Raw genomic sequence first — 17,271 nt, forward strand, 5'->3', positions numbered from 1 at the left:
GATCGCCCGAGTCCGGCGCGCCGTCCGGGCCTGCCCGCGGGCCTGAGCCTGAGCGCGGCGCGCCGCCCGGGCCCGGCGGCGGGCCTGGGCCCGGTCGCTCGGACGCCGGCCCGTCGGGGGCCGACGCCGGTGGTGCTCCGCCCGTATCGGAGTCCGGCTCCGGGGCCGGCCGGTCGCCCGAGGCCGGTCCCCCGGACGGGGCCGACGCCGACGGCGTGCCCGTCCTGGCCGACGTGCCGGGGCCGCCCGTGCGCCGGTTCTGGTCGGTGCGCCGCATCCCTGCCGCCGTGCTCGCCGCCGTTCTGCTCGGCGGCGCCGGGCTGTTGCTGTACGACGTCGCCGCCGTACGCGCCGATCACACGGCCATGGCCTGGCGCCGTTCCCTCGCGAACGACCTCGCCAGCCGTCCGATGGACGACGACTGGGTGCTCGCCGGCGCGGCCCTCGCCGTGCTGCTCGGCCTCTGGCTGCTGCTGCTCGCGCTGACCCCGGGGCTGCGCGCCGTGCTTCCCATGCGCCGCCGGCACCCCGACGTGCGCGCCGGGCTCGACCGGGAGGCCGCCGCGCAAGCGCTGCGCGACCGCGCCATGGAGGTGTCCGGCGTGCAGTCCGTACGGGTCAAGGCGGGCCGCGCCAAGGTGGCCGTAAGGGCCGTGGCGCACTTCCGCGAGGTCGAGCAGGTACGCGCCGACCTGGCAGCCGTGCTCGCCACCGGCGTCGAAGAGCTCGCCCTCGCCCATCCGCCTGCCGTGACGCTACGGGTGGCCCGGCCGCCCAGGAAGGGGTGACGCCGTGACCCGCGTACTCCGGCGCGTCAACCGGATCGTGCTCGCCCTCGTCGGACTGATCCTGGTCGTGGGCGGCGGGGCCGCGCTCGTGGCCGGATTCGGCGTGTCCCTGCCCTCCTGGTGGCCCTGGTCGGGCCCCCACGACGTGGTGCTCAGCCGTGCCGAGCGCCAGCACTGGCGTGCCGAGAGCTGGTGGTGGCCGGTGGTCATCGCCGTGCTCGGCCTCGTCGTGCTGCTGGCCCTGTGGTGGCTGATCGCCCAGTTCCGGCGGGCCCGGCTCCGCGAGGTCGTCGTCGACACCGGCGACGGCGAGGGGGCCGTGGTGCACGGCCGGACCCTGCAGGACGTCCTGGAGGCGGACGCGGCGGCCCAGGAGGGCGTCGCCCGGGCCCACGTCGCGCTCACCGGCAGACGCAGCGCCCCGCGCACCCGGGTCGCCCTGCTCCTGGAGCCGTACGCCTCCCCGGCCGCCGCGCTGACCGCGCTCGCCGACAAGGCGCTCGGCGACGCCCGCACGTCGACGGGCCTGCCCGCCCTGCCGACCGAGGCCCGCCTGCGAGCGGTCAAACACCGGGCCCGCCGCGTGGCGTAGAAGCCTGCCCGGCGGCCGGAGACCCGGCGACCGGGCGCCTGGCGACGGGGCGGCTCGGCGACCCGGTGGCCTGGTGACCCGGTGGACCGGCGACCCGGTGGCCTGCCGACCCGGTGGACCGGCGACCCGGTGGCCTGCCGACCCGGCGACCCGGTGGCCCGGCAGCGCGGCGCCCCGGCGGCCGGAGACCCAGCGGCGCGGGAGCGTGGCGGCCCCGCGGCCTGGCGGCCGGAGACCCGGCTGGCGCGGGAGCTTGGCGGCCCAGCCGTCCCGCAGCCCCGGGGCGCGGCGACCCCGCGGCCCCGTGGCCCCGTGGCCCCGCGGCTCGGCGGCCCGGTGGCGCGGGAGCTCGGCGGCCCCGCGGCCCCGCGGCTCGGCGGCCCTGCAGCCCCGCGGCACCGCGACCCCCGGCGCGGCGGCGCGGCGCCCCCGCGGCCGGAGCTCGGCGCCCCGGCGGCCCGGCGAGTCAGTGTCGGGGCCGCGCCGCCGTCCGCCGCGCAGGCCCCACCTGCCGCACCGCCCTCGAACCGTCAGAAGCCGCTGCGCGCCCCGCCGTCCACCGGCAGCATCACGCCCGTGAGGTACGAGGCGGCGGGGGAGAGCAGGAACGCGGCCGTGCGGCCGAACTCCTCCGGTGTGCCGTAGCGGCGCAGCGGGATCGTCGCCTCGCTCGCCGCGCGGGCCGCGTCCGCGTCTCCGGACATCGCGTCGAGCGAGCGGACGCGGTCGGTGTCGATGCGGCTGGGCAGCAGGCCGACCACCCGGATGCCGCGCGGCCCCAGGTCGTTGGCGAGGGACTTGGCGAAGCCGGCCAGGCCCGGGCGCAGGCCGTTGGAGATGGCGAGGCCCGCGATGGGCTCGTGCACCGAGGCGGACAGGACGAAGCCGATGACGCCGCCCTCGGGCAGCGTCTCGGCCGCCGCGCGGGCGAGCCGCACCGCGCCCAGGAAGACGGTGTCGAAGGCGGCCGACCACTGCTCGTCGGTGTTGTCGGCGGCGAAGCCCGGCGCGGGGCCGCCCACGCTGATGAGGATGCCGTCGAACCGGCCGAAGCGGGCCCGCGCCTCCGCGATCAGCCGGGCCGGGGTCTCCGGGTCGGAGTTGTCCGCGGTGATGCCCGCCGCGTCCGGGCCGAGCGCGGCGGCCGCCTCGGCGACCGTCTTCTCCTCGCGCCCGGTGAGCAGCACCTTCGCGCCTTCCGCGAGCAGCGCCTCCGCCGAGGCCCGGCCGAGCCCTCGGGTCGCGCCGGTCACCACGTACACACGGTCCTTCAGCCCAAGATCCATGGCCCGATTCTAGGTTCATGGCCACCGGGTCCGGTGCGGGGCGTCCGGACACCCGTACGGTGTGCGCCATGAGTGACTTCACCGACTACTGGACCTCGCCGGCCGACCGCCCGGTGCACGGAGCGCTCGGCCGCTGCGACCTCACGGTCCTGCAGCCCCCGTTCGCCCGGGAGGCCGGCGACCTGGCGCCGAACGACCCCGCGCGCGCACGGGAGTTCGTGCTCTCCTTCGTTTCCGTGGAGGCGGTCCTCGCGGAGCTGGGGGAGCGGGCCGCGATAGAGACGCCGCACTTTCCGGCCGAGCGGAGGGACCTGGAGGTGGTCCTGGCCGGGGCGTGGGGGAACGTGCTCGGCATCAGCGACCCCTCGCTCGCCGACGACGGCAACGACGAGCCGCTGTGGCACGAGGCCGCGCGGCTGCGCGAGCGGTTCCCGGACGCGCGGATCTTCGGCCGGGTGTCGTTCGACCACGGCGACTCCCACACCGAGGACCTCGTGTGGCTGCCGGACGGCACGATGTTCCACGCCTCCGGCTGGCCCGGCATGGAGCCGTGGGAGCTGGCCGGGGATCCGTACGAGGTGGCCGCCGCTCTGGGGATCACGGACGCGATGCTGGCGGAGGCCGATCTCGACCTGGACGACGAGCCGGAGCAGGTGGAGTGGGCCGACCTCGTCTCGCTGGCGCTGGGCGACGCCGATCCGTGGACCCGGCCGCGGCCCCGGGTGAGCGCCTTCCGGGTCCGGCACAACGAGGCATACACCCTCCGCATGGAGGAGCTGTTCCTTCCGGATGTGTGACACAACTCGCCTGTATCTCCGCTGAATTGACACGCCGATGCGGCATGGACCTGCCATGTCTGACGGTGTGCCGGTCTAGGGTGACTCGGGGCGGCGCTCACGTCACGGGGGCCTCACGCGCCGTCCCCGCACCCCCTCAATGCCCCCACAGCGAGGGAAGGCACGACATTTGAACAGGGCGATGAACAGGGAGATACGCATACCCGGGCGGTGGCGGCTGGTCGCGCGCTTCGCGGCCGCCCTCGGTCTGGCCGGGGCCGTCACCCTCACCGGACTGCCCGGCGTCCCGGTCGAGGACTCCGCCGCCGTTCCCACCTCGGCCAAGCTGCGCCCCGGGACCGGCCAGCGGTGCGACACCAAGCACCTGAACAAGACCTACGGCAGCACCCCGTCGAACTCCGGCTTCCCCACGACCGCCGGCACCAACTTCGACAAGTGGAACGGCGACCCGAAGAACTTCAACTACCCGCTGCCGGGCAAGGCGTTCGACGGACTGAAGGCACCGACGGCGGCCGAGAAGGCGAAGGCGCTCTCCAAGGACCCGGATCCGAGGAAGAACGTCGAGGCGTGGAAGAAGCAGGCCGCGACGAGCGGTGACCCCGCCGACAAGGCGATGGAGATCTACGCCCGCTATCTGGAGAAGCAGCGCTCGCAGAGCTTCGAGCGCTGGTTCGACAAGACGTACATCCGCAACGAGATCAACCTCAACAAGGGCGCCGGCTTCGAGGCGCGCCTGGTCCGGGACTTCCAGCTGGTCGGTCCGGACTGGCTGTGCGAGGTCTACGTCGACATCTTCGACGAGAACGGCAACAAGGTCGCGACGCGCAAGTACGACGCGTACAACCAGCGCACCAAGGAATTCAACGAGTTCAAGTCCAACAGCACGCTGACGAAGAAGCAGCTGGGCAACGACCGGGTCATCGCGAAGTCGATGCCCGACCACACCTTCCGCTACACCGGCGCCAAGAACTTCGACGCCAGGCAGCGCAAGCTGATCGACGACTTCAACCGTGACGTCGAGCAGATGCGGCCCGGCAAGACCAACCAGGTCCGCGGCTTCCAGCGGCAGTACAACGCCATCCCGCAGACCAAGCCCATCCGCGGCTACTCGCGTTACGACACCTGGTTCGCGCCCGGCTGCCAGGGCGGCCCGGCCGGCCGGCCGCAGCTCGCCGCCGCCGGCAACTGCGGCACCCGCGGCCCGCTCAACGACCGGGTCAACGGCTCCGGCCGCACCCTGAACGAGGCCCGGCAGATCCAGGCCGAGGCGCGCCGGCTCGACACCCGCGGCACCCTGCCGCGCGGCGGCCCGGGCGGCGTGGACTTCACCACCCTCGAACTGCGTTACGTCGGCGGCCTCGCCAAGGGCAAGGGCATGCAGTACTCGATGAAGGCCGACATGATGCCCGACCCGGACGAGAATCCGGGCTACGGCGGCCAGGCGAAGATGCAGCTCGCGTCCGACTCGCTGTTCACCTGGCTGGCGCTGACGCCGGACAAGTTCTGGGTCAACCTGAACCCGGACGAGCCCGACCGCGTCATGGACGCCAAGTTCGCCTCCACCGACGCCGGCCGCGTGCTGCTCGAGGCCGACCTCCAGATGAAGCACGACTTCTACGCGGCCATGGACCCCAAGACGGAGCTCGGCAAGCGCTACTGGGCGGCCCTGCCCAAGGCCAACGGCAACCCGTGCATGCCGGGCCTGCGGAACTGGATCGAGCCGAAGCCGGCTGTCGTGCGCGAGCAGGACGGCGGCGTCTACATCCTCGACGCGCCGCTGGCGCTGAAGTCCGTCGCGCAGAAGACCGTCACCCACGGGCCGGGCGCGCCGATCTGCGACCCCGACCCGGCGCAGATCAAGGCCGCGCAGAAGGTCATCGACTCGACGATCGTCCCCGAGGTCGAGAAGATCATCAACACCGCGCCGCAGTACGCCGACCTGCGCCGCGTCTACACCTCCCGCGTCGCCGCCGAGTGGATCCGCCAGCAGGACGCCAAGAAGGAGTCCGACTTCCGGCCGATCATCAACAGCAACGACGTCAAGCGCTGGCCGCTGCGCGCGCCCAACCAGAACTGGGACAAGGACGAGCTCTTCAAGCGCTACCGGAAGATCTTCACCGAGGGCGAGTTCACGTACGACGTCGACACCGACCACGGCGTCACGGTCTACATCGTCGGCGGCGTCGACTTCTCCCGGCAGCCCAAGAAGAACATCAGCAAGACGCGCTTCGACACCGAGAACCGCACCCTCGACACCACCACCCGGACGTCGATGCAGTCGGACGACACCTCGTACCGCGACACCGACACCCTCTACCTCGGCGGCGACTCCTCCGGCGACACCAGCGGCGGCACCCCGTCGCCGTCGCCGAAGCCGACCGAGCCGAAGCCGACCGGGCAGCCCACCCACCCGGGCACCCCGACGGCCCAGCCCTCGCACAGCCAGACCCCGGCGCCCAGCGAGACCCCGAACCGCCCGGGCGGCGACCTCGCCCACACCGGCTCCGACACGCCCGTCGGCGCCATCGCGGGCGTGGCCGCCGCGGTGATCGCCGTCGGCGCGGGCCTGGTGTGGTGGATGCGGAGGCGCAGGAACGCGGCCGGATGACCGAGCGGCCGACCGATCGGCACCTAGTGACCGAGTGACCCCCGGGGCCCGGTCCGCGCGCCACGCGGACCGGGCCCCGACTCCTTCACGAGCCCTCCTCCGCCTCCAGCGCCAGCGCCGCGCCCACCAGGCCGATGTGGCTGAACGCCTGCGGGAAGTTCCCCAGTTGCCGGCCCGCCACCGGGTCGTACTCCTCCGCGAGCAGCCCCACGTCGCTGCACAGCCCGACGAGCCGCTCGAACAGCTCCCGCGCCTCCTTCACCCGCCCGGTGAGCCGCAGTGCGTCCGCCAGCCAGAACGAGCACACCAGGAACGTGCCCTCCTCGCCCGGCAGACCGTCCACCGGCGTCCCAGACCCGGCCCCCGCGTCCGGCGCCGAGTAGCGGCGCACCAGACCGCCCTGCACGAGCTCCGCGCGCACCGCGTCGACCGTGCCCACCACCCGCGGGTCCTCCGGCGGCAGGAAGCCCACCCGGGGGATCAGCAGCGTCGCCGCGTCCAGCTCGCGCGAGCCGTACGCCTGGGTGAAGGTGTTGCGCTCCGGGTCGAAGCCCTTCACGCACACCTCCTCGTGGATCTCGTCCCGCATGGTCCGCCAGCGCGCCGCGTCGCCCGGCAGTGACGGGTCGGCCTCCAGGGTGCGCACCGCGCGGTCGGCCGCCACCCAGGCCATCACCTTGGAGTGCACGAAGTGACGGCGCGGCCCGCGCACCTCCCACAGTCCCTCGTCGGGCTCGCGCCAGGTCGACTCCAGGAAGCCGAGCAGGCTCAGCTGGAGGTTCCAGGCGTGCCGCCGGGGCGGGATGCCGGCCTCCCGCGCCCGGTACAGGGAGTCCATCACCTCCCCGTAGACGTCGATCTGGAGCTGGTCCACGGCGGCGTTCCCGGTCCGCACCGGGGCCGAGTCGGCGTAGCCGCGCAGCCAGGGCAGCACCGTCTCGGGCAGCCTGCGCTCGCCGGCCGGCCCGTACATGATCTGCAGGTCGGCCGGGTCGCCGGCCACCGCCCGCAGCAGCCAGTCGCGCCAGGCCGCCGCCTCGTCGACGTATCCGGTGGAGAGCAGCGCGTCGAGGGTGAAGGCGGAGTCGCGCAGCCAGCAGGCCCGGTAGTCCCAGTTGCGCACGCCGCCGAGATCCTCGGGCAGGGAGGTGGTGGGCGCGGCGACGATGCCGCCGGTGGGGGCGTAGGTGAGCGCCTTGAGGGTGATGAGCGAGCGGACCACGGCGTCCCGGTAGGGCCCCTCGTAGGTGCAGCGGGCGGCCCATTCGCGCCAGTCGGCGAGCGACTGCTCCAGGGACTCGAAGGGGTCGACGAGTTGGGGGCGCGGCTCGTGGGAGGGGTGCCAGGTGAGCACGAACGCCACCTTCTCGCCGGCGGCGACGGTGAAGCTGGAGCAGGTCGCGAACTGCTGCCCCCACGTCTTCACCGGCGGCTCGCTGCGCAGCCATACGGAGTCCGGCCCGGCTACCGCCACCCGGTGGCCGTCGGCGCGGCGCACCCACGGCACGATCGAGCCGTAGTCGAAGCGCAGCCGCAGCGCCGCGCTCATCTCCACGCGGCCGCTGACGCCCTCGACGATGCGGATGACGTCGGGTGCCCGGTCGCGTTGCGGCATGAAGTCGACGACCTTGACCTCGCCGGTACGGGTCTTCCAGGTGGTCTCCAGGACCAGGCTGTCCTCGGCGTAGCGGCGGCTCGTGCAGGTCGTGGCGCCCTTGGGGGCGAGCCGCCAGTGGCCGTTGTTCTCGTCGCCGAGGAGGGCGGCGAAGCAGGCGGCGGAGTCGAAGCGGGGCAGACACAGCCAGTCGATCGACCCGTCGCGGCCGACGAGCGCGGCGGTCTGGAGATCGCCGATGAGGGCGTAGTCGTCGATACGTTGCGTCACGCTTTGGGCTGTTCCCGGAAGCGGCGACGGTCAATCAGGAGGAAACGGGATCCCAGCGGGTCAGGCGCTCGCGGCGGCCGGTTCCGGTGTCCCCGCCGAGGTGTCGGCCTCGCCGGCCGCGGCCTCCCGGTCGCGCCGCTCGCGCCGCGCCAGGATCACCCAGCCCGCCGGCACGCCGGCGGCGAACAGCCACCACTGCACCGCATAGGCCATGTGCGGGCCGATCGAGTCGTGGTCGGGGCCGGGGATCAGCTCGGGGGAGCCGCCGGCCGGCTCGGGCGCGGCCTGCTCGATGTAACCGCCGAGGACCGTACGGCCGAGCAGCGCGGTCTGCTGCGCGCTGTTGATCAGCATGACCTGGCGGTCCGGCAGGCCCTTGAGGTCCTTGATGCCGCTGGCGCCGCTGGTCTCGTCGGCCATCAGGCGTCCGGTGACGGTGATCTCGCCCCTGGGCGCCGGCGGCACCTTCGGGAAGGACCGCTGGTCGTCGGCGGCCGGGATCCAGCCGCGGTTGACCATGACGACCTTGCCGTCCTTCAGGACGAGCGGGGTCAGGACGTGTACGCCGACGCGGTCGTCGGAGGAGGTGCGGCGGCGCACCACGACCTCGTGCGCGGTGTCGAAGGTGCCGGTGGCGGTGACCTGGCGCCAGAAGTCGCCGCGCGGGACGGTGTGCCCGGGAGAGGTCAGCCGCTCGACCGGCACGGGCGGCGCCTTGAGGTTGTCCGCGATCAGGGTGTTCTGGGCGACCCGGCTCTCGTGCCGGTGGAACTGCCAGAAGCCCAGCTTGATCATCACCGGGATGAGCACGAGGGCGATGAGGGTGAGGATCACCCACTGCCGGGACAACAGGAAGCGGTACACCCCACGACGGTACATCCGGCGTCATGGGGCGACCGCAGGGGGGTTCCGGTCGCGGGGCGGCGACCGGAAACAGAGGATCGTTTCGTCGGACCGATCGGACCGTTCGGACCGGTGTCGACGCTCATCCCACCTTGTCGACGATGCCCTCCCTCCCCTCGGCGCGGGCGCAGTGGCCCCCGCAGTACCAGTGGCCCTCCACCTCGACGCCCTGTCCGATGATCTGGACCCGGCAGTGCTCGCAGATGGGCGCCATGCGGTGGATGGCGCAGGAGAAGCAGTCGAAGACGTGCACCGCGCCCTGCGCGTGCACCTCGAACGACATGCCGTAATCGTTTCCGCAGACCTCACAACGTGCCATGCGCCACAGGGTGGCGCCGCGGACGGCGGAAGACCGGGCGGCACGCCCGGTTTCCGCCGGTCCGTCACTCATCCGCAGGCGTCACCCGCCCGTGTCGTCCGCGGGTGTCAGCCCTCGGCCGGGGCCACGTCCCGCAGCAGCTGGGTGTAGGCGGCCTCGTCGACGATCGGCGTGCCGAAGGACTTGGCCTTGACCGTCTTGGAGGTGGCCGCGTCCGGGTCGTTGGTCACGAGCAGACTGGTGAGCCGCGACACACTCGACGCCACGTGCAGCCCCGCCTCGACCGTGCGGTCCTCCAGGAGCTCGCGGTCGATGGAGGTGTCGCCGGAGAACGCCACACGCATGCCCTGTTTGAGTGGTTTGTCCGACTCGTAACGTCCGGGGTTCGGATACGGGCACGCCGGCCGCTTCCGCGAGGGCCGCCAGCCGTTCGTGCGGTACGACGCCTGGTACCCGATCCGCGGCTGCGCGGGCGCCGACGCCCACTCGGTCAGCGGACGGCATTCGAGCAGCGGCAGCCGTACGCCCCGCTCGGCGGCCGCGTGCAGGCTCGGCCGGAACGCCTCGGCGAGCACCCGGGCGTCGTCGAGCGCGTTGTGCGCCCGCTGCTGCACCACGCCGAAGTGCGCGGCCAGCGACTCCAGCTTGTGGTTGGGCAGCGGCAGCGACAGCTCCTTGGACAGCGCGATCGTGCACAGCCGCTGCCGCACCGGCGCGGTGGCCTCGGCGCGCGCGTACTCCCGGGCGATCATCTGCCAGTCGAACATCGCGTTGTGCGCGACGAGCACCCGGCCGTCGAGCCGGGCCGAGAACTCCTCGGCGATCTCCGGGAAGAGCGGCGCGCCGGCCAGCACGTCGCTGGTCAGCCCGTGGATCCACACCGGCCCCGGATCGCGCTCGGGGTTGACCAGGGTGTACCAGTGGTCCTCCACGTTCCCCTGTGCGTCCAGCCGGTAGACGGCAGCCGACACTATCCGGTCGTCGCGGGCGAGGCCGGTGGTCTCCACGTCGACGACCGCGTACCCCTGTGGGTAGGCGGCCGGCCACGTCGCTGCTGTCGTACGGTCGTCGAGCATGGTCACTGAGAATACGGGCCCGCACTGACAGCCCGGCCCCCGGTGTCCCTTTTGTGTCCGGAACCCGTCATCGGCGGCCGCGGCAGGAAGGGGCTCATCCGGCCGGCGGTGCGAGCAGTCCCGCCACCAGCGCCCGTACCGCGGTCGCGAACAGCGCCTCCGTGTCGATCGGCGCGGCGAGCGCGCGCGCCAGGCCGGGGTCGGCTTCCGCCGCTTCGGTGGTGGTCGCGTCGTCCGTCCACAGCTCGGTCTCGGCGGGGGACTGGGCGGGCGCGCGCTCGCGGTTGCGTTCGACGAGGACGTGGCCGACGACCTGGAACTGGACCGCGCGGACGAGTTCGGCGGCGCGCCGGCCGCGCAGACCGGCCGCGTGGGCCTCGTGGACGAGAGCGCGCTGGGCGGGCAGGAACATGCGTTCCGTGAGGCCGCGTTCGTGGACCAGGGCGACCAGGTGCGGGCGGTCGCGCAGGGCGCGGCGGAGCAGCAGGGCGACCGAGACGATCCGCTCGGCCGGACCGGCGCCGCGCGGGCGGAGGGTGCCGAGCTCGGCGACGGTGCGTTCGACGAGGGCGTCGAGGAGCGACTCGCGGTTGCCGACGTGCCAGTAGATCGAGGTGACGGCGGTGCCGAGTTCGGCGGCGAGGCGGCGCATGGTGAGGGCCGCCGGGCCGTGCTCCCTGACCAGGGCGGCGGCCGTGTCCAGCACCTCGTCACGGGTCAACGCGCTGCGTGCCATCCGATCAGCTCCCCCAACTCCCGTGTGTGTCACGCCTCTTTACCCGTCGGGGTGGCCGGTGTAACTGTGTTACAGGGCCGATACCTTCCCGCATTCCCGAAGGGTGGTACGTCATGGCACGAGTACGGTACGGGGCGCGCAGCGCGGCGGAGCTCGCCGCGACGCGCGAGAAGAGCGCCGGGCTCCCCGACATCTGGTCGACCGGGGTCGTCGCCGTCTGGGAGACCGACCCGGACGTGGTGGCGGCCGTCCTGCCGCCGCCGCTCAAGCCCACCGCGCGCCCGCTGGTCCGCGCCAACATCAGCAAGGTCGATCTGCCCGGCTATCCGCTCGGCGCCGGTTCGGTCGCCGTCGCCGCCGCCCACGGTGCCACCGAGGGCTGGTATCCGCTGGTCATGCCGATGACCCACGAGCGCGCCCTGACCGGCGGGCGCGAGGTGTTCGGCGAGCCGAAGAAGCTCGGCGAGGTCGTCGTCGAACGCGACGGACTGGTCGTCCACGCTTCCCTGGCCCGGCACGGCATCGCCTTCGTCGAGGTGCGCGGCGCGGTCTCCGGCGCGCTGCCGCTGCCCGAGCCCACCGAGAAGACCGACTTCTACTTCAAGTTCCTGCCCGCGGTCGACGGCTCGGGCTTCGACGGCGACCCCGTCCTCGTCCACTGCCTGCGCAACGAGAAGGTGCGGAAGCTGGAGCGGGTCACCGGCGACGTCGTCCTGCGCGAGTCCATGTTCGATCCGGTCGCCGACCTGCCGGTGCGCCGGCTCGTCGAGATCACCATCGGTGAGAAGACCACCGACCAGCGGGGCCGGGTCGTCGAACGGGTCAGCGCCGAGGCCCTGTTGCCGTACCTCCACCAGCGGTACGACGACCCGCAGCAGGCCCTGGACGCCCCGCCCGAGGGCTCCGTGCCCCGGGACTCCGTGTCCCAGGGCTCCGCGAGGGGGAGCGCCTGATGGAACTGCGCGAGGGACAGGTCGCCGTCGTCACCGGCGCCGCCAGTGGCATCGGCCTCGCCATGGCCCGCCGCTTCGCCGCCGAGGGCCTCGCGGTCGTCCTCGGCGACGTCGAGGAGGCGCCGCTGGCCAAGGCCGCCGAGGAGCTGATGCAGGGCGGGGCGCAGATCCTCGCCCGCACCGTCGACGTCAGCGACCCCGGCTCCGTACGGGCCTTCGCCGACGCCGCGTACGACACCTTCGGCGCCGTCCATGTGCTGTGCAACAACGCGGGCGTCGGCTCCGGCGCCGAGGGGCGCATGTGGGAGCACGAGCCGAACGACTGGAAGTGGGCCTTCGCGGTCAACGTGTGGGGCGTCTTCCACGGCATCCAGGCCTTCGTGCCGCGGATGCTCGCGGCCGGCGAGCCCGGTCACGTCGTCAACACCTCCTCCGGCGACGGCGGCATCGCCCCGCTGCCCACCGCCTCCGTCTACGCCGTCACCAAGTCCGCCGTCGTCACCATGACCGAGTCGCTCTACGCGCACCTGCGGGCGGAGCGGGCGCTGGTCGGCGCCTCCGTGCTCTTCCCCGGGCCGCACATGCTGCGCACCGGGCTGTGGGAGTCGCACCGCAACCGGCCCGAGCGGTACGCCAAGCAGCGGCCGCGCAGGACCCCGTACCGCAGCCTCGACCAGTGGGAGGCCGCCATGAAGGAGGCCGGGCACGAGGTCGCCTTCACGCCGGTGGAGGAGGTCGCCGGGCACGTCGTCGACGGGATCAGGGCCGACCGGTTCTGGATGCTCCCGGCGAGCGAGCACAGCGACCGGCAGATCAGGGCGCGTTCGCAGTCGATGCTCGACCGCGCCAACCCGTCGTACCTGGAGAGCTTCATCCTCGACTGAGGGGCTTCGCCATGAGCAACGAGCGCCATGAGGACCCGTATCTGATCATCTCGTCCGACTGTCACGCCGGGCTGCCGACCGAGCAGTACCGGCCCTATCTCGACTCCCGCTTCCACCGCGCCTTCGACGACTTCCTCGCCGGGCGGGACGCCCGCCGCGAGGCCATGACCCGGCTCGGGGTGCGCAACGAGGACTTCGCGAACAAGTGGTTCACCGACCACGAGGAGGGGCTGCGCGGCGGCTGGGACGCGGCGCAGCGGATGAAGGAGCTCGACGGCGACGGGGTGGCCGCCGAGGTCGTCTTCCCCGACGCGGACGCCGTCGACAGCCAGACCGCAGCGCCCTTCGGCGTCGGTCTGGGGCTCTCCGGCGACCAGGACCCGGAGCTCGGCATGGCGGGCGCGCAGGCGCACAACCGCTGGCTCGCCGACTTCGTCTCGCAGAACCCGGCCCGGCACTGCGGGGTGGCGCTGCTGCCCGTCACCGCCGAGCCGGCCGCGGTGGTCGCCGAGATCCACCGGGCCAGGGAGTCCGGGCTCGGCGCGCTGATGATCCCTTCCATGTGGGTGGACAAGCCGCCCTACCACGACCGGCGTTACGACCCGGTGTGGGCGGCCGCAGCCGAGACCGGGATGCCCGTGGTCACCCATTCGGGCGCGGCACCGCGCCAGGAGTACGGCGACCATCTCGGGATCTACGTCTCGGAGGTGACGTGGTGGCCGGCCCGGCCGCTGTGGTTCCTGCTCTGGTCCGGGGTGTTCGAGCGGCACCCGGGGCTGCGCTTCGGGATCGCCGAGTCCGGCTGCTGGTGGCTGCCGAACCTGCTGTGGTTCATGGACCGGCTGTATCTGGGCGCGCACGGCGGCAAGAAGCTGTCCCCGTTCGCGGAGCTGAAGCGGCCGCCGAGCGAGTACCTGGACCGGCAGGTGTTCATCTGCGCGACCAACACCAAGCGGCGGGAGCTGGCGCAGCGCTACGAGATCGGCGTCGACAACATCCTGTGGGGCTCGGACTTCCCGCACCCGGAGGGCACCTGGCCGAACACCCGGGCGTGGCTGCGGAACACCTTCCACGACATCCCGGTCGCGGAGACCCGGCGGATGCTGGGGCTCGCCGCCGCCGAGGTCTTCGGATTCGACGTCCCAACACTGGATCCGATAGCCAAGCGGATCGGCCCGACCCCCGCCGACCTCGGCCAGAGCGCCGACCAGGCCGCCGTCGAAGCCTCCTGGGCCCGCTCCCGCGAGGTCGGCCGGCACTGGCTCACCGACCACGACTTCCCGGTCCTGGGGGTGACGCCGTGACCCCCGGCGCCGCGGACCGCTACACCGTCATCTCCGCCGACTGCCACGCCGGCGCCGACCTCCTCGACTACAAGCCGTACCTGGAGAGGAGGCACCACGACGACTTCGACGCCTGGGCGGCGACCTACGTCAACCCGTACGAGGACCTGCTCGCCGACACCGCCGACCGCAACTGGAACTCGAAGCGCCGGCTGACCGAGCTGGAGGCGGACGGCGTCGTCGCCGAGGTCGTCTTTCCCAACACCATCCCGCCGTTCTTCCCCAAGGCCTCGCTGATGGCCCAGCCGCCCACCCGGGCCGAGTACGAGCGGCGCTGGGCCGGCCTCCAGGCGCACAACCGCTGGCTCGCCGACTTCTGCGCGGACGCGCCGGGGCGCCGGGCGGGCGTGGCGCAGATCCTGCTCAACGACGTGGACGCGGCCGTCGCCGAGATCCGCCGCACCCGCGAGGCCGGGCTCACCGGCGGCATCCTGCTGCCCGGCGTCCCGCCCGGCTCGACGGTCCCGGAGCTGTACTCCGAGGCGTACGACCCGATCTGGGCGGTCTGCGCCGAGCTCGGCGTCCCGGTCAACCACCACGGCGGCTCCGCGTCGCCGCCGCTCGGCGACGAACCCGCCGCCCGGGCGGTGTTCATGGTGGAGACCACCTGGTTCTCGCACCGGGCGCTGTGGCACCTGATCTTCGGCGGCGCGTTCCGGCGCCACCCCGGGCTCCGGCTGGTGCTCACCGAGCAGGGCTCGGGCTGGATCCCCGGCGTCCTGCGGATGCTGGACTACTACCACGACCGGCTCGTCGCGGCCGGGGCCACGGCCTCGACCGCGGAGTCCAAGTTCGGCGCCGGGCTCGCCGCGTCCATGGGCAAGGGCCCGAGCGAGGTGTGGCGCGACAACTGCTTCGTCGGCGCGAGCTTCATGCGCCCGCACGAGGTGCCGCTGCGCGAGCAGATCGGCCTCGACAAGATCATGTGGGGCACCGACTACCCGCACGACGAGGGCACCACCCCCTACTCCCGCGAGGGCCTGCGGATCGCCTACGCCGGCCTGCCCCGGGAGGAGGTCGCCGCGATGGTGGGCGGCAACGCGGCCCGCGTCTACGGCTTCGACCTCACGTACCTCGACACCCTCGCCGCCGTCCACGGCCCGACCGTCGAGGAGATCGCCGCACCGCTCACCGAGGTCCCGCCGGACGCCACCAGCCCGGCCTTCGCGAAGGGCGGGTCGGTCCGCGTCTGGTGACCCGCCGGGTGCGACCCTCCAGGGGTGACCGAAGCCCCCGCACCCGTCCCCGTACACGACGAGGCCCACGGCGGCGGCCTCGGCTCCCGGCTCAACTGGCTCCGGGCCGCCGTGCTCGGAGCCAACGACGGAGTCGTCTCCACCGCGGGCCTCGTCGTCGGCGTCGCCGGCGCCACCGGGTCCCGCGACGCCCTGCTCACCGCGGGCCTCGCGGGCCTGCTCGCCGGCTCCATGTCGATGGCGGCGGGGGAGTACGTCTCCGTCTCCACCCAGCGCGACTCCGAGAAGGCCGCCCTCGCCAAGGAGCGCCGCGAACTGCGCGAACAGCCCGAGGCCGAACTCGCCGAACTCACCGACCTGCTCACCCGCCGCGGCCTGACCGCCGACGTGGCCCGCGAGGCCGCCGTCCAGCTCACCGAACGCGACGCCCTGCGCGCGCACGCCCGCGTGGAGCTCGGCATCGATCCCGACGACCTCACCAACCCCTGGCACGCCGCCGGCGCCAGCTTCCTCGCCTTCACCGCCGGCGCCCTGCTCCCGCTCCTCGCGATCGTTCTGCCGCCGCCCGCCCATCGCCTCTGGGTCACGGTCGTCTCCGTCCTCGCCGCCCTCGCCCTCACCGGCTGGTGGTCCGCCCGCCTCGGCGCCGCCCCGACCGGCCGGGCCGTCGTGCGCAACGTCTGCGGCGGCGCGCTGGCGATGGCGGTGACCTACGCGGCGGGGTCACTGCTCGGCGCGGCGGGCGTCTAGCGCGTGCCTCCTCACGGACGGAACCCCGCGCGCGATGTACGGTGAACGTCGTACAACACTGGAAAGCACCACCAGCAGCACCTGAGGCAAGGAACGTCCGTCATGCGCGCCACCACCATCCACGCCCCCTTCGACATGCGCGTGGAGGAGGTGCCCGACCCCGCGATCCAGTACCCGACCGACGTCGTCGTCCGCGTGGTCCGCGCCTGCATCTGCGGCAGCGACCTGTGGGCCTACCGCGGCGAGTCCGCCCGGCAGCCCGGCCAGCGGATCGGCCACGAGTTCCTCGGGATCGTCGAGGAGGCGGGCGCCGACGTCAGGGGCTTCGCCAAGGGCGACCTCGTCGTCGCCCCGTTCGTCTGGTCCGACGGCAGCTGCGACTACTGCGCCGAGGGCCTCCAGACCTCCTGCCCCAACGGCGGCTTCTGGGGCTCGGTCGGCTCCGACGGCGGCCAGGGCGAGGCCGTCCGCGTCCCGCACGCCGACGGCACCCTCGTCAAGCTGCCCGCCGACGCCGCCTCCGACGACCACCTGCTCACCGCGCTCCTCGCGCTCTCCGACGTGCTGGGCACCGGCCACCACGCGGCCCTCGGCGCCGGCGTGCGCAAGGGCGCCACCGTCGCCGTCGTCGGCGACGGCGCGGTCGGCCTGTGCGGCGTGCTCGCCGCCAAGCGGCTCGGCGCCGAGCGGATCATCGCGCTCGGCCGGCACACCGCCCGCACCGACATCGCCCGCGCCTTCGGCGCCACCGACGTCGTCGCCGAGCGCGGCGAGGCCGCCGAGGCCGCCGTGCGCGAGCTCACCGGCGGCCAGGGCGCCCACGCCGTCATCGAGGCCGTCGGCACCGAGCAGTCCATGCGCACCGCCGTGAACATCACCCGCGACGGCGGCGCCGTCGGCTACGTCGGCGTCCCGCACGGCTCCGGCACCGGCCTCGACCTCTCCGTCATGTTCGACCGGAACATCGCCCTGCGCGGCGGCGTCGCCCCGGTCCGCGCCTACATCCCCGAGCTGCTCCCGGACGTCCTCGACGGCACCGTCGACCCGTCCCCGGTCTTCGACCTGACCGTCGACCTCGACGGCGTCCCCGCGGGCTACAAGGCGATGGACGAGCGCACCGCCCTGAAGGTCCTCGTCAAGCCGTAGCCCAGGCCG

Annotated in this window: 16 protein-coding genes; 10 read left to right on the plus strand and 6 right to left on the minus strand. The window is 73.4% G+C overall.

Annotated elements, in window-relative coordinates; genetic code table 11:
• Positions 1–215: 215 nt before the first annotated feature.
• Complete coding sequence (locus ACWEV0_RS23635) at positions 216–788, plus strand: DUF6286 domain-containing protein (RefSeq protein WP_453151400.1); 573 nt, start codon at positions 216–218, stop codon at positions 786–788.
• Positions 789–792: 4 nt separating this feature from the next.
• Complete coding sequence (gene amaP / locus ACWEV0_RS23640) at positions 793–1,380, plus strand: alkaline shock response membrane anchor protein AmaP (protein WP_453151401.1); 588 nt, start codon at positions 793–795, stop codon at positions 1,378–1,380.
• A gap of 530 nt (positions 1,381–1,910) precedes the next feature.
• Here amaP and ACWEV0_RS23645 read toward each other — a convergent pair.
• Positions 1,911–2,666: an SDR family oxidoreductase gene (locus tag ACWEV0_RS23645; RefSeq protein WP_453151402.1), complete on the minus strand. Its 756-nt coding sequence runs from the start codon at positions 2,664–2,666 to the stop codon at positions 1,911–1,913.
• A 68-nt stretch (positions 2,667–2,734) separates the two neighbouring features.
• Between ACWEV0_RS23645 and ACWEV0_RS23650 the strand changes: the two genes are divergently transcribed.
• Entirely contained in the window at positions 2,735–3,463 is a 729-nt protein-coding gene (locus ACWEV0_RS23650) for a DUF6333 family protein (protein WP_453151403.1), read from the plus strand.
• A 181-nt stretch (positions 3,464–3,644) separates the two neighbouring features.
• Entirely contained in the window at positions 3,645–6,071 is a 2,427-nt protein-coding gene (locus ACWEV0_RS23655; protein WP_453151404.1) for an LAETG motif-containing sortase-dependent surface protein, read from the plus strand.
• 85 nt (positions 6,072–6,156) lie between these two features.
• Here ACWEV0_RS23655 and ACWEV0_RS23660 read toward each other — a convergent pair whose 3' ends face one another.
• The 5 genes from ACWEV0_RS23660 to ACWEV0_RS23680 form a co-directional block, all read right to left on the minus strand.
• Positions 6,157–7,956, minus strand: coding sequence for a glycoside hydrolase family 15 protein (locus ACWEV0_RS23660; protein WP_453151405.1), 1,800 nt, complete (start codon positions 7,954–7,956; stop codon positions 6,157–6,159).
• Between the two features lie 60 nt (positions 7,957–8,016).
• A complete protein-coding gene (locus ACWEV0_RS23665) occupies positions 8,017–8,820 on the minus strand; it encodes an SURF1 family cytochrome oxidase biogenesis protein (RefSeq protein WP_453151407.1) in 804 nt (267 codons plus the stop codon).
• 121 nt (positions 8,821–8,941) lie between these two features.
• Positions 8,942–9,178 (minus strand): hypothetical protein, encoded by a 237-nt coding sequence (locus ACWEV0_RS23670; protein WP_453151408.1) that lies wholly within the window; start codon positions 9,176–9,178, stop codon positions 8,942–8,944.
• 107 nt (positions 9,179–9,285) lie between these two features.
• Positions 9,286–10,260 carry a DEDDh family exonuclease gene (locus tag ACWEV0_RS23675; protein WP_453151409.1) on the minus strand — a complete coding sequence of 325 codons (975 nt, stop codon included), beginning with the start codon at positions 10,258–10,260 and terminating at the stop codon, positions 9,286–9,288.
• Positions 10,261–10,348: 88 nt separating this feature from the next.
• Positions 10,349–10,990, minus strand: a complete 642-nt coding sequence (locus tag ACWEV0_RS23680) for a TetR/AcrR family transcriptional regulator (RefSeq protein WP_453151410.1) — start codon at positions 10,988–10,990, stop codon at positions 10,349–10,351.
• A gap of 113 nt (positions 10,991–11,103) precedes the next feature.
• Between ACWEV0_RS23680 and ACWEV0_RS23685 the strand changes: the two genes are divergently transcribed.
• From ACWEV0_RS23685 to ACWEV0_RS23710, 6 genes are all read left to right on the plus strand, one after another.
• A complete protein-coding gene (locus ACWEV0_RS23685; RefSeq protein WP_453151411.1) occupies positions 11,104–11,943 on the plus strand; it encodes an acetoacetate decarboxylase family protein in 840 nt (279 codons plus the stop codon).
• Positions 11,943–12,827: an SDR family NAD(P)-dependent oxidoreductase gene (locus ACWEV0_RS23690; RefSeq protein WP_453151412.1), complete on the plus strand. Its 885-nt coding sequence runs from the start codon at positions 11,943–11,945 to the stop codon at positions 12,825–12,827. The genes ACWEV0_RS23685 and ACWEV0_RS23690 overlap by 1 nt, the downstream gene beginning before the upstream one ends.
• 11 nt (positions 12,828–12,838) lie before the next feature.
• Complete coding sequence (locus ACWEV0_RS23695; protein WP_453151413.1) at positions 12,839–14,131, plus strand: amidohydrolase family protein; 1,293 nt, start codon at positions 12,839–12,841, stop codon at positions 14,129–14,131.
• A complete protein-coding gene (locus ACWEV0_RS23700; RefSeq protein ID WP_453151414.1) occupies positions 14,128–15,366 on the plus strand; it encodes an amidohydrolase family protein in 1,239 nt (412 codons plus the stop codon). The genes ACWEV0_RS23695 and ACWEV0_RS23700 overlap by 4 nt, the downstream gene beginning before the upstream one ends.
• A 24-nt stretch (positions 15,367–15,390) precedes the next feature.
• The gene (locus ACWEV0_RS23705) at positions 15,391–16,116 is read left to right on the plus strand and encodes a VIT1/CCC1 transporter family protein (protein ID WP_453151416.1); all 726 of its coding nucleotides are present in this window, start codon (positions 15,391–15,393) and stop codon (positions 16,114–16,116) included.
• A 102-nt stretch (positions 16,117–16,218) separates the two neighbouring features.
• Positions 16,219–17,262, plus strand: coding sequence for a zinc-dependent alcohol dehydrogenase family protein (locus tag ACWEV0_RS23710; RefSeq protein ID WP_453151417.1), 1,044 nt, complete (start codon positions 16,219–16,221; stop codon positions 17,260–17,262).
• Positions 17,263–17,271 lie beyond the last annotated feature (9 nt).

This window comes from Streptomyces sp. NPDC003943 (assembly GCF_053605265.1).

Excerpts from the sequence above, each read along its gene's own strand:
- ACWEV0_RS23690 (WP_453151412.1), top strand. The coding sequence starts at position 11,943 with ATGGAACTGCGCGAGGGACAGGTCGCCGTCGTCACCGGCGCCGCCAGT.
- ACWEV0_RS23670 (WP_453151408.1), bottom strand. The coding sequence starts at position 9,178 with ATGGCACGTTGTGAGGTCTGCGGAAACGATTACGGCATGTCGTTCGAG.
- ACWEV0_RS23645 (WP_453151402.1), bottom strand. The coding sequence starts at position 2,666 with ATGGATCTTGGGCTGAAGGACCGTGTGTACGTGGTGACCGGCGCGACC.
- ACWEV0_RS23650 (WP_453151403.1), top strand. The coding sequence starts at position 2,735 with ATGAGTGACTTCACCGACTACTGGACCTCGCCGGCCGACCGCCCGGTG.
- ACWEV0_RS23710 (WP_453151417.1), top strand. The coding sequence starts at position 16,219 with ATGCGCGCCACCACCATCCACGCCCCCTTCGACATGCGCGTGGAGGAG.
- ACWEV0_RS23655 (WP_453151404.1), top strand. The coding sequence starts at position 3,645 with ATGAACAGGGAGATACGCATACCCGGGCGGTGGCGGCTGGTCGCGCGC.
- ACWEV0_RS23695 (WP_453151413.1), top strand. The coding sequence starts at position 12,839 with ATGAGCAACGAGCGCCATGAGGACCCGTATCTGATCATCTCGTCCGAC.
- ACWEV0_RS23680 (WP_453151410.1), bottom strand. The coding sequence starts at position 10,990 with ATGGCACGCAGCGCGTTGACCCGTGACGAGGTGCTGGACACGGCCGCC.
- ACWEV0_RS23685 (WP_453151411.1), top strand. The coding sequence starts at position 11,104 with ATGGCACGAGTACGGTACGGGGCGCGCAGCGCGGCGGAGCTCGCCGCG.